The following is an 18,150-nucleotide window of genomic DNA, read 5'->3' as shown; positions in this document are numbered from 1 at the left end:
ATACAATAGCATCTTTAACATTCATATTATACCGTAAAAAACACTTTTACGCCTGTGAATATTGTTATGACGATTATTAGCATAAAATGTTTCAAAAAATGCATGTTTAGTTTTATAATGTAGTGAAGAATGGGGTGATGGTTGTGGCTAAAAAATTGAAGTCAGCAGAAGATTTTATGTATCATATTTATGTTCATATGAATGATGTCGATAAATTTGTTATTTTTAGCGGGCTTAAATTCTCGCAATTTGTGGCTGCACTTGAACCACTGCATCACTTACTGTTATTGAAACATTCCTATGAAGATGGTTCCTTTAATATGCATACACAGTTTGATTATATACCAGAAGAGGAAGTACCTCAGTTTGTAAAGAAAGCTACTGAATCCAAAGAATTGTGTTGGATAGACTTTATGGATGAGAAGAGGCTAGACCAACTAACACCGATGGAACAAGGAGAATTGCTTTACATAAGTCATAAAAAGGAACCGATTACTTCACCATTTTTTAATAAATTGCAAAATCGATTTGTCTACTATTCTTCAGACTTAGAGAAAATGACTAAAATTTATTTTCGACATTTAAGTGATTCTGATTTACTCATTGCGAATGTTTTGAACAGTTTGATTCGAGAAAAGGAACGTAGCACTGGTTTTTGGCGGCGGAAGGTGAAATCGAGTATTCCTTCTATTTCACCTGAATTTTTGCGTGCCTATCGTTCTTTTACTAAAGACGGAGCACTGTTATCATTGTATCGAATTGAAAAACCTAAAGTAGCCTACGGTATCGAAATTCGCAATCTGTCAGAATACTCCTTCCCTGATGAGGTATGGGATGATTTAAATACAATTTTGAAAAATGAGCACGATGAATTGATTTATATTATTTAACCGTTCATTTGTACGTAGAATGAATATACACTCAAATCTCACCGTCAAAATCACGGTGAGATTTTTATCTTCATTCAGCAGGTGTCCAAACACCTACTGAAATAGAGGAACTCAGGCTAAGAACTTCACGTCCTGTGAAAACGCCTGAGTGACCAACGTCGTGTTGGCCTAAAGCCTCTGGCGGATGTCACGGATTTTGAATTGTGCAGGCACAATTCAAAATCCGGACGCAATTACGCCAAGGCGAAATTGATGTCATTTATCAAGACATTTCATGATAAACTAATAGTACTCAAGAAGTATGTGGAGGGCACAAAAATGAAAAAAAGAATCGGTTTATTATACGGTGGAAAGTCAGCAGAGCATGAGGTGTCATTGTCGACAGCACGTGCAGTCACTGGAGCTTTGAATTTCGAGGAGTATGAAGTATATCCGATTTTCATCACGCTTGAAGGGGAATGGCGCCGTGGTGAGCGTCTAAAAAAACCTGCAAGTACAATTGAAGAATTACAATTTGGTAATGATGCCACAATTTTAGAAAATAATATTACAGATTTTTTAATTGATAAAGATGGAAAATCTGTCCAATTTGATGTAATTTTCCCATTACTTCATGGTACTAATGGTGAAGATGGAACCGTTCAAGGTTTACTTGAGGTTCTAAATTTGCCGTATGTAGGAAATGGTGTGTTAGCATCAGCAACTGGCATGGATAAAGTAATCATGAAGCAATTATTTGAAATTGCCGGCTTACCACAAGTGCCGTATACGTACTTCATTCGTGGCGAGTGGGCTAGTGAGCAGGAGGCAATCCTTGCTCGTTGTGAAGATAAGTTGGATTGGCCGATGTTTGTGAAACCTGCAAACTTGGGATCAAGTGTCGGAATTAGCAAGGCAACAAATCGTGATGAATTAGTGAAGGCTATCGAAATAGCCTTACAGTATGATCGTAAAATTGTCATTGAGCAAGGTATTGTCGCTCGTGAAATTGAACTAGCTGTGCTAGGAAATGACTTCCCGGAAGTTTCTGTACCTGGTGAAATTAAACCAGTAACTGAATTTTATGATTATGACTCTAAATATAAAGATGGCTCAACGGCCCTTATTATTCCAGCAGAGCTTTCTGAAGATACAGTATCAAGCTTACAGGAGCTAGCAAAGCGTGCGTTCAAAGCCATTGATGGAAGCGGTTTAGTTCGTGCGGATTTTTTTGTGACGGCCGATAACAGCATTTATATTAACGAAGTGAATACAATGCCAGGTTTTACACCTGTTAGTATGTATCCTCTTCTTTGGCAGCATACAAACGTAAGCTACCCAGAGCTGATTAATCGTCTGATTACACTAGCAATTGAGCGTTTTGAAGAAAAACAACAGCTTCACTATAAAAAAGACTGAGTGGGATTATTGTGAAAAAAACATTAAAGCAGTTAGCTACATGGTTAAATGAAGATGTGCCAGCTTTTGGTGATACGGTCGTATCAGGAATTTCCATTGATACACGTACAATTCAACAAGGGGACCTGTTTGTACCATTTCGTGGTGAAACGGCCAATGGACATAAATTTGTTCTGCAGGCCTTTGAAAAAGGGGCAGGTGCTTCTCTTTGGCAGAAAGATGAACCAAATCCACCACAAGGTGTACCATTACTCTTTGTAGATAATCCAGAATTAGCGCTTCAGCAAATGGCTCGTGCCTATCGCAGTGAGCATAAAGCAAAATTTATTGGCATTACTGGTTCAAACGGTAAAACATCGACGAAAGATATTTTAGCAGGAACGCTAACACCATTTTTTAAAGTACAAAAGACCATTGGGAATTTTAATAATGAACTAGGTTTACCTATTACGGTTTTACAGCTAGATGAAGATACTGATGTCGCTGTACTTGAAATGGGAATGAGTGGTTTTGGTGAAATAGAATTTTTAACGAAGCTTGCTCGTCCACATATGACCGTGATTACAAACATTGGCGAGGCTCATATGCAAGATTTAGGCTCACGTGCTGGAATTGCTAAAGCCAAGTTTGAAATAATTCAAGGAATGCAACCAGATGGAGTGCTATTTTATGATGGAGATGAACCGCTGCTTCAAGAGCTAGTTGCGAAAGAGCAGCAGTTAAATGCGGTGGCATTTGGCTTAGAGCAGGGCAATCTATTGTATGCAGACAATATTGAAGCAACGGCCGATGGTAGTAGCTTCTCTACACATGGTGTGATTGAAGGAGATTTCTTTATTTCAGTTCTCGGGAAGCATCAGGTGAAAAATACATTAGTCGCCATGTTAATTTCTCAAAAGCTAGGTTTAAACGATGACCAAATTCGTGCATCCTTAAAACAAGTAGCTTTAACGGATATGCGCATGCAACAAGTGAATGGATCAAATGGGGCATTGTTTATTAATGATGCATACAATGCTGCACCGACCTCTATGAAGGCGGCTATTCAATTTGTAGCATCGACAACGATTTGCCCAGAAAAATGGCTTGTGTTAGGTGATATGCTTGAACTTGGCCCGAATGAAAAGCATTTCCATGAAGATTTATCGAAGGATATTCATGCAGAAGAAATCGCTTATGTATGTTTATTTGGCCCACGAATGGCTTATTTAAATGAAGTCTTAAAAGAGCGTTTTGATGAGGAACATTTGCTATATGTAGAGGATGATTACACGCCAATTATCGCAAAACTACAGCAAGCTAACGAGGAGTCTATCGTTTTACTAAAAGGCTCTCGTGGTATGAAATTAGAAACAATCTTACGTGCATTTACATCATAAAATGAAACCAGGAATCGGTGGGACACATTCTCTCACCGATTCTTTCATTCATTGACTTAAATGAGTTGAGGTGAAAATAATGTCAGTAGGTGTGTTATGTATACATGGATTTTCAGGCGGACCTTATGAAGTAGAACCTTTTACTACCTATTTACGTACGCATACAAATTGGCTGATTGAAGAACCTACTTTGTCAGGGCATGGGGAGGAACTACAAATGCGTGGTTTCACCGCTAAGCATTGGTTAATGGATGCCGAGCTCGCTTTTCGTGCTCTTGCTAAAAAAGTAGATGAAGTAATGGTAGTTGGGTTTTCAATGGGTGGCATTATAGCGCTCTATTTAGCTAAGCGTTATAAAGTGAAAAAGCTTGTATTATTAAGCGCTGCTGCCAAGTATGTGAGTCCGAAGCAACTGGTCAAAGATTTTAAAATGCTTGCCACTGAGGCGTATCACCTTAATCTGCCTAATAATGAGCTGTATTTACGATACCGGCATAAGTTTAATAATGTGCCACTATCGTCAACGATAGAATTCATGAAGCTTGTTCGAATGGTTGAGCCATATTATAAAGATATTAAAATTCCGGTATATATTGTACAAGGGAAATTAGACGGAATAGTGCCCTATCACACTGCTCACTTTTTATATGATCAATTAACCGCAAGTGATAAAAATTTGTATTTTTCTGATAATAGCAAGCATCATATATGTTATGGCGAAGATTGCTCTGAGTGGTTTTCTTACGTTTTGTCGTTTTTAAAGAGTTCGTGAAGTAGTCAGATTATTACGACTCATGCGTTATCGTTGCATACGTTTTAATCCCATGTTAGACTAGTGTAAGCAATGGATACATTTTGTGCGAAGACTCTTCATATTTGATTGAAGAGTACTTTTTTTTGAACACAACGGTTTTATTCTAAAGTGAATAATTACGACAGAATCAAACCGCTCGGTAAAGACCGGGCTTTCCTTTTCATATAAGAGAGCTCTATGTGACCATCATATAGAGAAAAATTTTAAGTAACGGAAACGTTCCAAAACACAGGCTCGAATTTGCCGACAACTTCATCTGAAAATGTAACCATTTGTCAACTTAAAAGGAAAAAAAGGAGATTGAGAAGTTTGACAAATTTTTCAGAATTAAATATTAGCGAATCTACATTACGCTCTGTAAAGCGTATGGGATTTGAAGAAGCAACACCAATCCAAGAAGGTACTATTCGTTTTGCTATTGAAGGTCGTGATGTATTAGGTCAAGCGCAAACAGGTACTGGTAAAACTGCCGCTTTCGGGATTCCACTTATCGAAAAAATCGATCCAAAAAATCCAAATATCCAAGCGTTGGTAATTGCGCCAACTCGTGAATTAGCGATTCAAGTTTCAGAAGAGCTATATAAAATTGGTTATGATAAACGTGTAAAATTGTTATCAGTATACGGTGGTCAAGAAATCGGCCGTCAAATCCGTGCACTGAAAAATAAACCTCAAATTATCGTTGGTACACCTGGTCGTATCATTGACCATATTAATCGTCGTACTTTAAAATTAGAAGATGTTCAAACATTAGTACTTGATGAAGCTGATGAAATGTTAAACATGGGCTTTATCGATGATATTAATTCGATCTTAGAAAACGTGCCTGCTGAACGTCAAACATTATTGTTCTCAGCAACAATGCCACCAGCAATCCGTAAAATTGCTGAGACATTTATGCGTGAACCAGAAATTGTAAAAATTAAAGCGAAGGAATTAACAGTTGATAACATCGATCAATACTTTGTGAAGGCTGCTGAGCGTGAAAAATTCGACGTTTTATCTCGTTTATTAAACGTTCACCAACCAGAACTTGCAATCATCTTTGGACGTACAAAACGCCGCGTGGATGAGCTTGCACAAGCGTTATCAATTCGTGGTTACCTTGCTGAAGGGATTCACGGTGATTTAAGCCAAGCGAAACGTATTTCTGTATTACGTCAATTTAAAGAAAATAAAATTGATATTCTTGTGGCAACAGATGTAGCTGCTCGTGGGCTTGATATTTCTGGTGTAACACATGTTTATAACTTCGATATTCCTCAAGATCCTGAGTCTTATGTTCACCGTATTGGTCGTACAGGCCGTGCAGGTAAATCAGGTCTTGCGGTAACGTTTGTAACGCCACGCGAAATGGGTTACTTACGTATTGTAGAAGAAACAACGAAAAAACGTATGACACCACTTCAACCACCGACATCGGACGAAGCTTTAGTGGGTCAACAACGCCTATCTGTGGAGACACTAGAAGGTCTTATTGCGAACAACGATTTAGGTGATTATCGTACACTTGCGACAGAATTACTTGAAAACCATGATGCAATCGATGTTGTAGCTGCTGCACTTCGTTCATTAACAAAAGAGCCAGATGACTCGCCAGTAACAATTACTGAAGAACGACCATTACCAATGCGTCGTGAGCGTTCTAACAGTCGTGGTGGAGATCGTGGACGTGGCGGTAACCGTAGCTTTAACGGACGTCGAGAAGGCGGACGTGGCGGAGATCGTCGTGGAGGAAGCGGAGATCGTCGTGGCGGAAGTGGCGGAAGTGGCGGAAATCGTCGAGATGGCGGACGCCGTGACGGAGGTCGCCGTGAGGGTGGACAAGGTCGTTCACGCGCACCACGTCGTCACGAAGACTAACTTTATCTTCATCAAAATGATTAAACCTTACAGTCTAAGCGGCTGTAAGGTTTTTTTGTATACAAATGAAACAAAAAGATAAATGGTTACGTATACTTAGATAATGAAAGAGAGGGATCGATTTTGAGAACAGAACCAATTCACAAAATTTCCAGAAAAGGGTTAACGGTGTGGCGTTTATATGGTGTATTGCAAACGTTATTCCTTTTGATTGTCGCGACTTTAATATGCTACGGCACTTATTATTATGAATGGCCATCATATATTTATTTCATTGCAGTTGCTGTAGTCACACTTAGTGCTATCCTATCTGTTTATCTATTTCCAAAGGTAAGATGGGAACGCTGGCGCTATGAGGTGCGTGACAATGAGATTGAGGTGCAACATGGTTTATTCGTTGTTAAACGTACACTTATTCCAATGGTGCGCGTGCAGCATGTTGATACGACGCAAGGACCAATATTAAAAAAATATGGTTTAGGTAATATTTCAATATCTACAGCTGCAACTGTACATACAATTCCTGCACTTGTAATGAACGAGGCTGATGGGCTTCGTGCACGTATTTCGGAATTAGCAAGGGTGGCGGAAGATGATGTCTAAGGAAATTAATCGTTTACACCCGATATCAGCTATTATTACAAGTGCAAAAGCATTAAAGAGTATGATTTTCCCGTTAATTATTATTATTGCAACTAATGGATTTCACTTCTCCTTTAATTTCCATAGTGATAATTTTTGGCGGATGATTTTCTTATTCGGTATATGGGGAGTAGGGGCCTTACTTGCACTTGTTAGTGGCATTGTTAAATGGCGTACCTTTGTATATTGGTTTGAAGATGGAGAATTGCGTGTAAAGTACGGCTTGTTCGTTAAAAAGAAACGTTATATCCCATTTGAACGTATTCAAAGCTTAAATTACAATGAGGGTATTTTCCATCGACTATTTGGCTTAGTAAAAGTTCAGGTTGAAACTGCAGGAAGTAAGGATAGAAAGCCTGAGGTAGAGTTAACGGCGATACGTAAGGTAGCGGCAGATGTCATAGAGCTGGAAATGCGTCGTGCAAAAAGCCAAGTAAATGAACAGATGAATGATGAACAGTCACTAATAGAGGAAGTATCAGCTCCAATGATTTATCATATGTCGATACGTGATTTACTTATATTGGCCATAACTTCAGGTGGAATTGGGGTCGTTCTATCCGGGGTAGCAGCAATTATCTCTCAGCTTTCAGATATCATCCCATACGAGGAAATTTTTAATGAGTTAGCAGACTTTGCGAAATTTGGCGCGCTTTTAGTTGCACTAGCAGTGATATTCAGCCTAATTGTGGCATGGTTTGTGTCATTTGTTATTACACTGATCAATTATTATGAATATACAGTCCGAATTGAGGATGAAAAGCTGATTATTACAAAAGGGCTAATTGAGAAAAAACGAATTACTTTACCGTTAAATAGAATTCAGGCGATTCGTATTGTAGAGAATCCAGTGCGTCAATTATTTGGCTTTGCAACAGTTGTTGTTGAGAGTGCTGGAGGAAATGGTGGAGAGGGAAATGATAAAAAAATTACTCTGTTCCCACTTATTCAGAAGCAAGATTGTTTGGAAACGCTAAAGCAACTTTTTCCAGATATAAATTGGCGACCAGAATTTATCTATTCACCAAAACGAGCTCGTCCATCTTTTTACCGAATTGATTTTGTTTGGCTCATACCTATAATTGGTGCATGTAGTTATTTCTTATATCCGTATGGGTTGTTTTCGTTATTATTAATTCCATTAACAATATTAATTGGTATTTGGCAACATAAATCAGCTGGTTATATGATCGATGGAAAGCAACTAACTATGCAATATCGTGTGTTCAGTCGTATTACATTTTTTATGGAGAAAAAACGCATACAATCTATTGGGACTACTCAAACGTATTTCCAAAAAAGAAAAAATGTTATGACTGTAAAAGCGACAGTTATGTCAGGCGTGACTGGTATGACAGGGAATGTACGAAGCTTAGAGCAGCAAGATGCTGAAACAATATTATCTTGGTATGAACATTGAATGCAGAAATCTGGATTTCTTGCAATCGATAGAAAAATTATCCTTTTTATCTATAAATATGAAAAAATTCTGTTTATAATAGAATAAATCAAACAAAAGGGGTGGTAATTTTGTTTAAGTATGATATTAATAAGAACACGTATTTAAAATTGTTGGATTTAAGTGACGTAGATGAATTATTCGCGTTGACGGATCGTTCGAGAGATACGTTGCGAGAGTGGTTACCTTTTGTGGATGATGTGAAAACAGTAGAGGATACAGAGCGATTTGTAAGAGATGCAATGCAACAATACGCGGATAATAATGGCCTACAAGCGGGGATATGTTATGAGGGGAAGCTTGCGGGAGTGATTGGCTATCATCAAGTGAATTGGCAGCATAAATGGACAAGTATCGGATATTGGTTAGGGAACGAATTTGTTGGTAAGGGGTTAGTCACAAATTCTATGAAAGCATTTATTGATTATGCCTTTAGCTATCTAAAGTTAAATCGTATTGAAGTGCGAGTAGCGGTAGGAAATATTCGAAGCCGCACAATCCCAAAAGTGTTAGGTTTTAATGAAGAAGGACGTTTAAGAGATGCGGAGTGGCTTTATGATCATCATGTAGACCAAGTTGTCTATGGCTTGACAGCAGTTGAATGGAAAAAAATAAAGGCAGCGAAAGAGGATACTGTTGCAATTTGAAATAAAATTGGCGAATTGCATATCACTCTAGTATAAAAAAAAGAGGAGCAATCCGCGATGATAGCTCCTCTTTGTACCTATTACTTACCCGCCATCTTTTGTTTACGCCAGCTTAAAATTCTTTTTGGATGTAAGTAGACGAGTCCAAGAAGGAATCCTACTACTAAACCACCTAAGTGAGCATAGACATTAACATTCGGCTGTAGGAAAGTCATAATAACACTGATAACAATAATTGGCAAAATGAGTTTACGAAGCATTGGCATTGTACGACGTGTATAGTAGACAAGTGCTCCAAAAGCTCCGAATATTCCAAAAATAGCCCCACTTGCACCAAGGCTTGTATAGCTACTATCATAAAGTAGATAGGTTGCCATGTTACCTGCAATACCAGACACTAAATAAATTGTCATAAAACGTGCCTTGCCGGCAATTTTTTCAAGCTCTGGACCGAATAAATACAGAGAAAACATATTAAAGAAAACGTGTAAAAAGTTAGCATGTAAAAACATTGCAGAAATAACGCGCCACCATTCACCAGCTTGTATAAGGAAGTTCGCTTGAACTCCGTAATTCAATACATTTTCTCCTACTCCAGGTAAAATAGTTAGTACATAAACAAATAAATTAACCGCTATTAATGTTGAAACAATCGGATAATACTTTGTATATTGCTTAAAATTTTCTGTTCTACTAAACATAACTCCACCTCAATTTACAATTATTATACATGGCTTTTTAGAAATAGGAAAAGGAGAAGTTCAAATGATTAAAGGAATTGGTCTCGATATTGTAGAAATTGACCGTATTGCTAAAGCAATGGGGAGAACAAATAAATTTAAAGACCGCATTTTATCTGAAAGGGAAAGAGTTTTGTTCGATGCACATTCAGAAACTCGTAGAATAGAATTTTTGGCCGGACGATTTGCTGCAAAAGAAGCATTTTCAAAGGCATTAGGAACTGGTATTGGTGAAGAATGTAAGCTTCATGATGTTGAAATTTTAAGAGGGGAAGCTGGTAATCCTGTTTTATATTTCAAAGGGGAGCTTGTAAATGGATTTGTAAGTATAACACATTCTAAGCAATACGCAGCGGCACAAATAATATTATTACAATAATACATTTGTTAAAACGTTAGTCATTTATATAAATGGCTTTCCGTTCCGACTGGACACCCCACAGGAAAGCGCCCAGTCGGAACGGAAAGCAACCATACTTTATGGTGATAGTTAATCAATTATGCCTCGGCATAATTGGGTCTGGAATCGGCTTTGTGCTTAGGCCTGCACGAGGGCCGACACGATGTCGGTCATTTCGGTAATGCCACAGGACGTGGCGTTTTTACCGAGGGCCAACACGATGTTGGTCATTTCGGTAATGCCCACAGGACGTGGCGTTTTTACCGAGGGCCAACACGATGTTGGTCATTTCGGTAATGCCCACAGGACGTGGCGTTTTTACCGATGCAGGTCAGTTAGCCGTTATTGCATGGATGCGATGATTTTAGGCTAACATCCTTTATAGAACTCCTTTCCGATTCCGTGACATCCGCCGGAGGCTTAACTTCTTTCAGCGGTTGTCCAAACACCCGCTGAAAGAAGTTAAAAGCAAATAAATTTCTGAGTGAGGATAAATATATTGCCCTTGTTCAAATGACATAACTGACAAATACGGTTCATATATTGTCGTAGTGGATTTGAAAGAAGGAAAGGGTGAAAGCGTGGGCAACCGTATAGTTAAATGGCTCGTCTTACTTTGTACGATATTACTTCTATCGGCATGTGGTACAGACTCACAGGAAAAAGTGTTGAAGAAAGTTAATGGGAAATGGGCAGAGGCAAATGGTTATGAATTGAATGCTACGATGGAGATTAAATCAGGTGGAGATCCGAAAAAATATGATGTAACAGTTTGGCATACGAAACCTGATTTCTATCGAGTAGAGGTAGTAGAAAGTGGGAAAGATGTTTCACAAATGATAGTGCGAAATGCAGATGGAGTTTTTGTTGTTACACCTACATTAAACAAAATGTATAAATTCCAAAGTGATTGGCCAAAGAAAAATAGTCAAGCTTATTTAATAGGCGCACTAGCAGAAGATTTAGCTCAAGATAAAAATTTAGTCATGAAAGAGGAAGACAAAGCATATATATTTGAAGCGGCTACTAGAAATAGCTATAAAAATAGTATGCCACATCAAGTTATAACAGTTGATAAGAAAACAATGCTTCCAACTTCCGTAGTAATTATGAATGATGTAAAAGAAGAGCAAATTCGTATCACATTTAAAAATATAAAATTAGGTGTTCAACATGCGGCTAAAGAGTATGCGGTTGAGCAATTTACAGAATCAGATGAAACAAAAGGTGAACAAGCTACACCACCAGAAAAAGATAAAAAAGATAACAAAGACGGTAAGGAGAGCAACAATAATTCGAATGGAAACGAAGGGAAAAAAGCAGTAAGTGCAGAAGCCGAAAATAAAGAGTTCCAAACACACTACCCTGTTGTGAAATTGGAAAATACGAAGATGGTGGATGAGAAAGTCATGCGAGAGGGTGGAATGGACCGTGTCATCTTAACATTCGACGGTGATAAGCCATTTACGGTCATGCAACAACCAGTTACGAAAGAGACTGCAATGTTGCCAGTATCGTCACCTGGTGATCCGGTAGATTTAGGCTTTACGATTGGTGCTATTACCGATACATCTATTAGCTGGGAAAAGGATGGCGTCGAATTCTTTGTAGCTTCTAGTAAATTGACTCGTGAAGAAATGGTGGAAGTTGCCACTTCTATGACGATAGGTAGTATGAAATAGTTTTTCTAGCTACAGCTTTCTATATGGAAAGCTGTAGCTTGTTAAGTAAAATAGTGCAGTTTTGATGAAAATTAACACTGTTTTGAAAGTGTTAAGTCATATATGATAAAAGTTATGTATAAAATTAGTCTAAAATAGAACAGCTTATGTAAAAACAGTAAAGAAAAAGCAATTTAATCGATACATATTGTTTTAATAAATAATAAAGAGGGTATTCTAATGAAGACACAGCAATATTTTAGACCGACCAAAGCAATTGTAGACTTACAAGCAATTCAACAAAACCTAAATAATTTGAAAAAGCTACTTCGACCTAATGTTCAAATTATTGCTGTCGTAAAGGCAAATGCATACGGTCATGGAGATGTAGCCGTTGCAAAAGCAGCACTTGAGGCAGGGGCAACAATGCTTGCCGTGGCAACGCCAGATGAAGCATTACATATTCGAGCACATTTTGAAGAGCCAGACATACTAATATTGGGTGCCTCTCCAGTTTCGTTTGTACCATGTGCTGCAAAACAACGCATAATCCTTACGGCATATGCAAGTGAATGGGTACAGCAAGCGGCTCCGTTCATAGCTAATGAAACAAATCCTTTACGACTACATATAAAAGTAGATAGCGGAATGGGCAGAATTGGCGTTCGTTCAGAACAAGAATTATTGGATCTGTATCAAACTATACAGAATACAGTGAATGTGGAGCTTGATGGGATATTTACACATTTTGCGACTGCGGATGAAGAGGATACATCATACTTCGATAGACAGGTACAACTTTTTGAGAGATGTGTAACTGCATTGCCTGAAAAACCTAGACTTGTTCATGCATCAAACACGGCTACATCTTTAGTAAAAGATGCACATTTACAATTTGATGCCGTTAGATATGGTATTTCGATGTATGGATTATCACCATCTTCTTATGTAGAAGGTATTTTACCATTTCCGTTACAGCCAGCGTTTTCGCTTGAGAGTGAGCTTGTTCATGTGAAACAGTTACAAGCAGGTGATTCAGTTGGCTATGGAGCTACTTTTGTGGCCACTTCGGATATGTGGATAGGAACGGTACCAGTAGGCTATGCTGATGGAGTGATTCGCAAATTAGGGGGACAAGAAGTACTTATTGATGGCCAAAGAATGCCGATTGTTGGACGAATTTGTATGGACCAATGTATGGTTGCCTTGCCAAAAGCATATGCTATAGGTGAGAAAGTAACACTCATTGGTCGTCAAGGACAGAATGTTATTTCAATGAATGAATGGGCAACAAAGCTTGAAACCATTAATTATGAAATACCATGCATTATTACAGCGAGAGTTCCTAGACTATACATTTGACATTAGATTCAACCTAGAAGATTTTACTTCAAGAATTTTGTATAGGCTATCTTAAATAGCTGCAACATTTTTGGACAAAATGAATACTATACTAAAGCAACTTGGTGAGATTACCGAGAAGCTGAGTCATTCATAATTTGTGACAGATTACAAGGTGAATGAATCGGCATATTCCTTCGACAACCTACATATTTTTACAACTTGGACTTTAAATTGTCAGATATTTTGTCATTTCGTGTCTTTTCAACGATATCTTTCAATGGTAGAATGGGTAGTAATGAAAAAGTGGATGGTTCCGTTGGAGGTGCTTGCTGTGTACGAGAAAAAGTTAAGAGAAGCTACAATTGCTGTTCAGGATAGACTATTTCTACAAACAAAGGAAGTAATTGAAAGTGAATCTTTTGCGCATATTTTGTCGCGCAAAGTTTTAATGCAGGAGCAACCAAATCAAATACGGGAAGCTATGATGAAAGGATATGTTGAAATGTCTCATATTAATCTGAGTATTGCAAGTGAATGCTTGCACGCAGAGTATGAAGCACAACATACGGTGGAGCGTCTCGTTAGCGGGGGATGACACTTTGAATGTAAAACGTGGTGACGTTTTTTTTGCAGATTTATCGCCGGTAGTTGGGTCCGAGCAAGGGGGCACTAGGCCGGTGCTGATTATTCAAAATGATATTGGAAATCGATTTAGTCCAACTGTCATCATTGCAGCTATTACCGCACAGATTCAAAAAGCAAAATTACCGACGCACGTCGAAATCAATGCTGAAAAGTATGGTTTTGAACGTGACTCGGTTATTCTGCTCGAGCAGGTGCGGACGATTGATAAGTCAAGATTGACAGATCGTATTACGCAACTTGACCATGCGTTGATGGAGAAAGTTGATGGTGCATTGATGATTAGTTTAGGGCTTGTTAAATTTTGATATACATATGTGTATAGGGGCATCGAGATGAATTTTCATCTCGATGCCTTTTTATCTTCATTATTTAATCAAATAGTTTACTCTTCTTTCAGAGTAGACTATTTTTTTGCATTTTTAGTAAAGTGTAATGGTAAAATGAAAAGAAAAAGGTAGTGATGATGTGGAACAAAAGCAAATGTTACAGCTCCTTGCAAAGGATGTAGCTATTAAGCCAGGCCAAGCAGAGGCTGTTATTAAATTATTAGAAGAAGGAAACACCGTGCCATTCATTGCACGTTATCGTAAAGAAGCTACTGGGTCCCTTGATGAGGTACAGATTAAAGCTGTAGAGGATCGTTATCACTACATACAGCAGCTTGAACAACGTAAAGAAGAGGTTATACGATTAATTCAGGAACAAGATAAACTAACACCTGAATTAGAACAAGCTATTCAAGCAGCAACTGTGTTACAGCGTGTAGAGGATTTATATCGACCTTATAAACAAAAACGCCGAACAAAGGCGACAATAGCGAAAGAAAAAGGATTAGAACCTCTTGCGGATCTTCTATTAGAGTATCGTAGTGATGCTTTAGAACAATTAGCAATGGCTTTCATAGACGAAGAGAAAGTTGCTAATGTAGAGGAGGCATTAGCTGGGGCTCGAGATATTTTGGCAGAGCGCTTTGCTGATGACGCGGCAATTCGCGAAAAAATACGTACGTATTCCTGGAAAGATGGTGTTCTTGTAACAAGTGTAAAGAATGCAGAGGCAGACGATAAAAACGTTTTCGAAATGTATTACGAATATGAAGAGCCTGTAAATCGTATAGTCCCACACCGTATTTTAGCTGTAAATCGTGGTGAGAAAGAGGAAATCTTAAAAGTAGCAATTCATGTACCAATAGATCGAGTACTGATGATTATGTGGAAGGAATGGATTCCTGCTACAGGATCCTCTCCAGCAATTGCCGAAGTGAAGTTAGCGATAGAGGACTCGTACAAACGTCTAATTCAGCCTTCTATAGAACGAGAGTTACGAAATGAACTTACAGAAAAGGCAGAGGCACAGGCTATCCACATTTTCTCTGAGAATTTACGTAATCTTTTATTACAGTCTCCGATGAAAGGGAAGTTTGTATTAGGTGTAGATCCGGCGTACCGTACAGGCTGTAAGTTAGCTGTTGTAGATGAAACAGGAAAAATGCTAGAGGTTACAGCCGTTTATCCACATCCTCCGAAACCAGATGTAGCAAAATCAAAAGCAATTGTGAAAAAGATCTTAGCAAAATACCCAATTACTATCATTGCTATTGGTAATGGAACTGCCTCACGCGAAACAGAGCAATTTATTGCAGATGTATTGAATGAGCTTGAAACTGATACAGCCTATGTTATTGTCAATGAAGCAGGGGCATCTGTGTATTCAGCGTCTGAAATTGCCCGTACAGAGTTTCCTGATTTACAGGTAGAACAGCGTAGTGCCATTTCTATAGCGCGTCGTTTGCAAGATCCGTTGTCGGAGTTAGTAAAAATTGAGCCAAAAGCAGTTGGAGTAGGTCAGTATCAGCACGATGTCTCTCAAAAGAAATTGACTGAGTCTTTAACATTTATAGTAGAGACAGCTGTTAACCAAGTTGGTGTTGATGTTAATACAGCCTCATCTTCGCTACTGCAATACGTTTCTGGATTATCTAAAACAGTTGCGGAGAATATTGTGAAGGTGCGTGAGGAAAGTGGACAATTTACTACACGTGCTCAACTAAAGAAAATCCCACGACTTGGTGCCAAAACGTATGAACAAGCAATTGGTTTCTTACGTGTTCCAGGAGCTAAAAATGCATTTGACGCTACGGGCATTCACCCTGAAAGCTATAATGTAGCAGAGCGTATTTTAGAGGTAGTACAAATTGATAAAAAAGAGCTTGGGTCACAGAAGGCAGAGGAAGCCATTGCAAAACTAGATGTAGAAAAATTAAGTGAAGTTTTAGATATTGGAGTTGTCACAATACATGATATTGTGGATACATTAATGAAACCAAGTCGCGATCCACGTGATGCATTCCCTCAGCCTCTGCTGAAAACAGATGTATTAAAAATGGAAGATTTACAAGTTGGGATGGAATTGCAAGGTACAGTGAGAAACGTAGTTGATTTCGGAGCATTTGTAGATATTGGAGTGAAGCAGGACGGGCTTGTGCATATTTCCAAATTACAAAAAAGACGTATTAAACATCCATTAGAGGTTGTTGCTCTCGGTGACATTGTGACGGTTTGGGTAGAACAAATAGATGTCAATAAAGGGCGCATTTCATTAACAATGCTACCTCCTAAAGATCAAACTATCGAAGCGTAAGTGAAACTTTAATCAGTGAGGGTTTTCTTCATCCCCACTGATTTGCGGGATAAATTTATACCACACTGTCTATACTACGCAGTGTGGTATTCTTGTTGTTAGAGGTGATATAGATTATGAACAATGAGGAACTACAAAATCTTGTTAGTCGAATATCATTAGAAAGTTTCCGGAAGCCATTTATGCACCAAGCATATTTTAATTCAAGGTTACGTTCGACAGGTGGGCGTTATCTTTTACAATCACACAATATTGAAGTTAATCCAAAAGCTTATGAATTGTATGGTATTAGCGAAGTTGAAGGGATCATTCGACACGAATTGTGTCATTATCATTTACATTTGGAAGGCAAGGGGTATCAGCATCGAGACAAAGATTTTCGAGAGCTATTAGTAAAAGTGAATGCTCCTCGTTTTTGCTCATTATTACAAACCCCTAAGACATCTCAAAAAAAACGACATCGGCTTTATACATATACATGTGTAAAATGCCAACAATTATATGTAAGAAAAATTAGAATGAATGTGGAGAAATATTGCTGTAGCAAGTGTTTAGGACGTTTGAAACTAGTAGAATAAAAAAAATAATAAAAAAGGTTGACGTTTACTGAAGATGTCCCTATAATAGTAGAAGTCGACAAGATAACGACGACAAAACATATGAATTATTCCGAAGTAGCTCAGTTGGTAGTAGCACCTGACTGTTAATCAGGTTGTCGCAGGTTCGAGTCCTGCCTTCGGAGCCATGGCCCCTTGGTCAAGTGGTTAAGACACCGCCCTTTCACGGCGGTAACACGGGTTCGAATCCCGTAGGGGTCATTTCATTAGTTTAATTCATAAAAATATAGTAACATTGGTCCCGTGGTGTAGCGGTTAACATGCCTGCCTGTCACGCAGGAGATCGCCGGTTCGATCCCGGTCGGGACCGCCACTTATTGGGGTATAGCCAAGCGGTAAGGCAACGGATTTTGATTCCGTCATGCCTAGGTTCGAATCCTAGTACCCCAGCCATTCATTTCTTAATATGAGCCATTAGCTCAGTTGGTAGAGCATCTGACTTTTAATCAGAGGGTCGAAGGTTCGAGTCCTTCATGGCTCATCTTTTTTAAGAAGAAAAGGTTGATTTTCTAGATTATCATAGTATAATAAGAAAGTTCCTAATTGAATGCGGTCGTGGCGGAATGGCAGACGCGCTAGGTTGAGGGCCTAGTGGGGGCAACCCCGTGGAGGTTCAAGTCCTCTCGGCCGCACCAAGTCAATTTATGAATATATACAATATGCGCCCGTAGCTCAATTGGATAGAGCGTCTGACTACGGATCAGAAGGTTATGGGTTCGACTCCTGTCGGGCGCGCCATTTTAAATGAATATTATATGTTTCGCGGGTGTAGTTTAATGGTAAAACCTCAGCCTTCCAAGCTGATGTCGTGAGTTCGATTCTCATCACCCGCTCCAAAAATACTTTTTAAAAAACTTGTTGACATTCAAATTTTTATGTCGTATGATATTAAAAGTTGTCACTACAAGATAACAACATGAACCTTGAAAACTGAACAAGCAAAACGTAATCAATAAAGTTTTTAGTAGCTAACCTTGAGTTGGTGAACGAAACAAAATTTTGGACATCAAA

The 18,150-nt window shown here is 38.6% G+C and carries 16 protein-coding genes and 8 tRNA genes; 23 read left to right on the top strand and 1 reads right to left on the bottom strand.

Annotated elements, in window-relative coordinates; translation table 11 throughout:
• Positions 1 to 137: 137 nt before the first annotated feature.
• The 8 genes from ACIQLB_RS22165 to ACIQLB_RS22130 all read left to right on the top strand — a co-directional run bounded on the left by ACIQLB_RS22165 (position 138) and on the right by ACIQLB_RS22130 (position 9,092).
• The gene (locus tag ACIQLB_RS22165; RefSeq protein ID WP_400730749.1) at positions 138 to 890 is read left to right on the top strand and encodes a hypothetical protein; all 753 of its coding nucleotides are present in this window, start codon (positions 138 to 140) and stop codon (positions 888 to 890) included.
• A gap of 318 nt (positions 891 to 1,208) precedes the next feature.
• The gene (locus tag ACIQLB_RS22160; RefSeq protein WP_400730747.1) at positions 1,209 to 2,288 is read left to right on the top strand and encodes a D-alanine--D-alanine ligase; all 1,080 of its coding nucleotides are present in this window, start codon (positions 1,209 to 1,211) and stop codon (positions 2,286 to 2,288) included.
• 11 nt (positions 2,289 to 2,299) lie between these two features.
• Positions 2,300 to 3,667 (top strand): UDP-N-acetylmuramoyl-tripeptide--D-alanyl-D-alanine ligase, encoded by a 1,368-nt coding sequence (locus tag ACIQLB_RS22155; protein WP_400730745.1) that lies wholly within the window; start codon positions 2,300 to 2,302, stop codon positions 3,665 to 3,667.
• Positions 3,668 to 3,746: 79 nt separating this feature from the next.
• Entirely contained in the window at positions 3,747 to 4,439 is a 693-nt protein-coding gene (locus ACIQLB_RS22150) for an alpha/beta hydrolase (RefSeq protein WP_400730743.1), read from the top strand.
• Positions 4,440 to 4,790: 351 nt separating this feature from the next.
• Entirely contained in the window at positions 4,791 to 6,344 is a 1,554-nt protein-coding gene (cshA, locus tag ACIQLB_RS22145) for a degradosome RNA helicase CshA (protein ID WP_400730741.1), read from the top strand.
• A gap of 123 nt (positions 6,345 to 6,467) precedes the next feature.
• Positions 6,468 to 6,947, top strand: a complete 480-nt coding sequence (locus tag ACIQLB_RS22140; RefSeq protein WP_400730739.1) for a PH domain-containing protein — start codon at positions 6,468 to 6,470, stop codon at positions 6,945 to 6,947.
• A complete protein-coding gene (locus tag ACIQLB_RS22135) occupies positions 6,940 to 8,406 on the top strand; it encodes a PH domain-containing protein (RefSeq protein WP_400730814.1) in 1,467 nt (488 codons plus the stop codon). Before ACIQLB_RS22140 ends, ACIQLB_RS22135 begins: the two co-directional genes overlap by 8 nt.
• 110 nt (positions 8,407 to 8,516) lie before the next feature.
• Positions 8,517 to 9,092: a GNAT family N-acetyltransferase gene (locus tag ACIQLB_RS22130; protein ID WP_400730737.1), complete on the top strand. Its 576-nt coding sequence runs from the start codon at positions 8,517 to 8,519 to the stop codon at positions 9,090 to 9,092.
• Positions 9,093 to 9,172: 80 nt separating this feature from the next.
• On the opposite strand, the gene ACIQLB_RS22125 is transcribed toward ACIQLB_RS22130, so the two are convergent.
• Positions 9,173 to 9,793 (bottom strand): rhomboid family intramembrane serine protease, encoded by a 621-nt coding sequence (locus ACIQLB_RS22125; protein WP_400730735.1) that lies wholly within the window; start codon positions 9,791 to 9,793, stop codon positions 9,173 to 9,175.
• Positions 9,794 to 9,857: 64 nt separating this feature from the next.
• On the opposite strand from ACIQLB_RS22125, the gene acpS reads away from it, so the two are divergent.
• The 15 genes from acpS to ACIQLB_RS22050 all read left to right on the top strand — a co-directional run bounded on the left by acpS (position 9,858) and on the right by ACIQLB_RS22050 (position 17,975).
• Positions 9,858 to 10,211, top strand: coding sequence for a holo-ACP synthase (acpS, locus tag ACIQLB_RS22120; RefSeq protein WP_400730733.1), 354 nt, complete (start codon positions 9,858 to 9,860; stop codon positions 10,209 to 10,211).
• A gap of 602 nt (positions 10,212 to 10,813) precedes the next feature.
• On the top strand, positions 10,814 to 11,914 hold the full coding sequence (locus ACIQLB_RS22115) for a LolA family protein (protein WP_400730732.1): 1,101 nt from the start codon (positions 10,814 to 10,816) through the stop codon (positions 11,912 to 11,914).
• Between the two features lie 219 nt (positions 11,915 to 12,133).
• The gene (gene alr, locus ACIQLB_RS22110) at positions 12,134 to 13,255 is read left to right on the top strand and encodes an alanine racemase (protein WP_400730730.1); all 1,122 of its coding nucleotides are present in this window, start codon (positions 12,134 to 12,136) and stop codon (positions 13,253 to 13,255) included.
• Between the two features lie 289 nt (positions 13,256 to 13,544).
• Positions 13,545 to 13,832, top strand: a complete 288-nt coding sequence (locus tag ACIQLB_RS22105) for a hypothetical protein (protein ID WP_400730813.1) — start codon at positions 13,545 to 13,547, stop codon at positions 13,830 to 13,832.
• Positions 13,833 to 13,836: 4 nt separating this feature from the next.
• Positions 13,837 to 14,187 carry a type II toxin-antitoxin system PemK/MazF family toxin gene (locus ACIQLB_RS22100; RefSeq protein WP_049663446.1) on the top strand — a complete coding sequence of 117 codons (351 nt, stop codon included), beginning with the start codon at positions 13,837 to 13,839 and terminating at the stop codon, positions 14,185 to 14,187.
• A 160-nt stretch (positions 14,188 to 14,347) separates the two neighbouring features.
• Complete coding sequence (locus ACIQLB_RS22095) at positions 14,348 to 16,522, top strand: Tex family protein (protein ID WP_400730728.1); 2,175 nt, start codon at positions 14,348 to 14,350, stop codon at positions 16,520 to 16,522.
• A gap of 116 nt (positions 16,523 to 16,638) precedes the next feature.
• A complete protein-coding gene (locus ACIQLB_RS22090) occupies positions 16,639 to 17,100 on the top strand; it encodes a SprT family protein (RefSeq protein ID WP_400730726.1) in 462 nt (153 codons plus the stop codon).
• 90 nt (positions 17,101 to 17,190) lie between these two features.
• Positions 17,191 to 17,267 (top strand) — tRNA-Asn (locus ACIQLB_RS22085).
• 1 nt (position 17,268) lies between these two features.
• Positions 17,269 to 17,340: transfer RNA gene (locus ACIQLB_RS22080), tRNA-Glu, on the top strand.
• A 36-nt stretch (positions 17,341 to 17,376) separates the two neighbouring features.
• Positions 17,377 to 17,452, top strand: a tRNA-Asp gene (locus ACIQLB_RS22075).
• A 5-nt stretch (positions 17,453 to 17,457) separates the two neighbouring features.
• Positions 17,458 to 17,532: transfer RNA gene (locus ACIQLB_RS22070), tRNA-Gln, on the top strand.
• 15 nt (positions 17,533 to 17,547) lie between these two features.
• Positions 17,548 to 17,620: transfer RNA gene (locus ACIQLB_RS22065), tRNA-Lys, on the top strand.
• A 68-nt stretch (positions 17,621 to 17,688) separates the two neighbouring features.
• A tRNA-Leu gene (locus ACIQLB_RS22060) sits at positions 17,689 to 17,774 on the top strand.
• Positions 17,775 to 17,800: 26 nt separating this feature from the next.
• A tRNA-Arg gene (locus ACIQLB_RS22055) sits at positions 17,801 to 17,877 on the top strand.
• Between the two features lie 24 nt (positions 17,878 to 17,901).
• Positions 17,902 to 17,975 (top strand) — tRNA-Gly (locus ACIQLB_RS22050).
• The last annotated feature ends 175 nt before the right edge of the window (positions 17,976 to 18,150 follow it).

This window comes from Lysinibacillus sp. NPDC092081, assembly GCF_044755845.1.
Taxonomy (GTDB): Bacteria; Bacillota; Bacilli; order Bacillales_A; family Planococcaceae; genus Lysinibacillus.
Note: the sequence above shows the minus strand (reverse complement) of the source record. Positions and strands in the feature narration are given on the sequence as shown.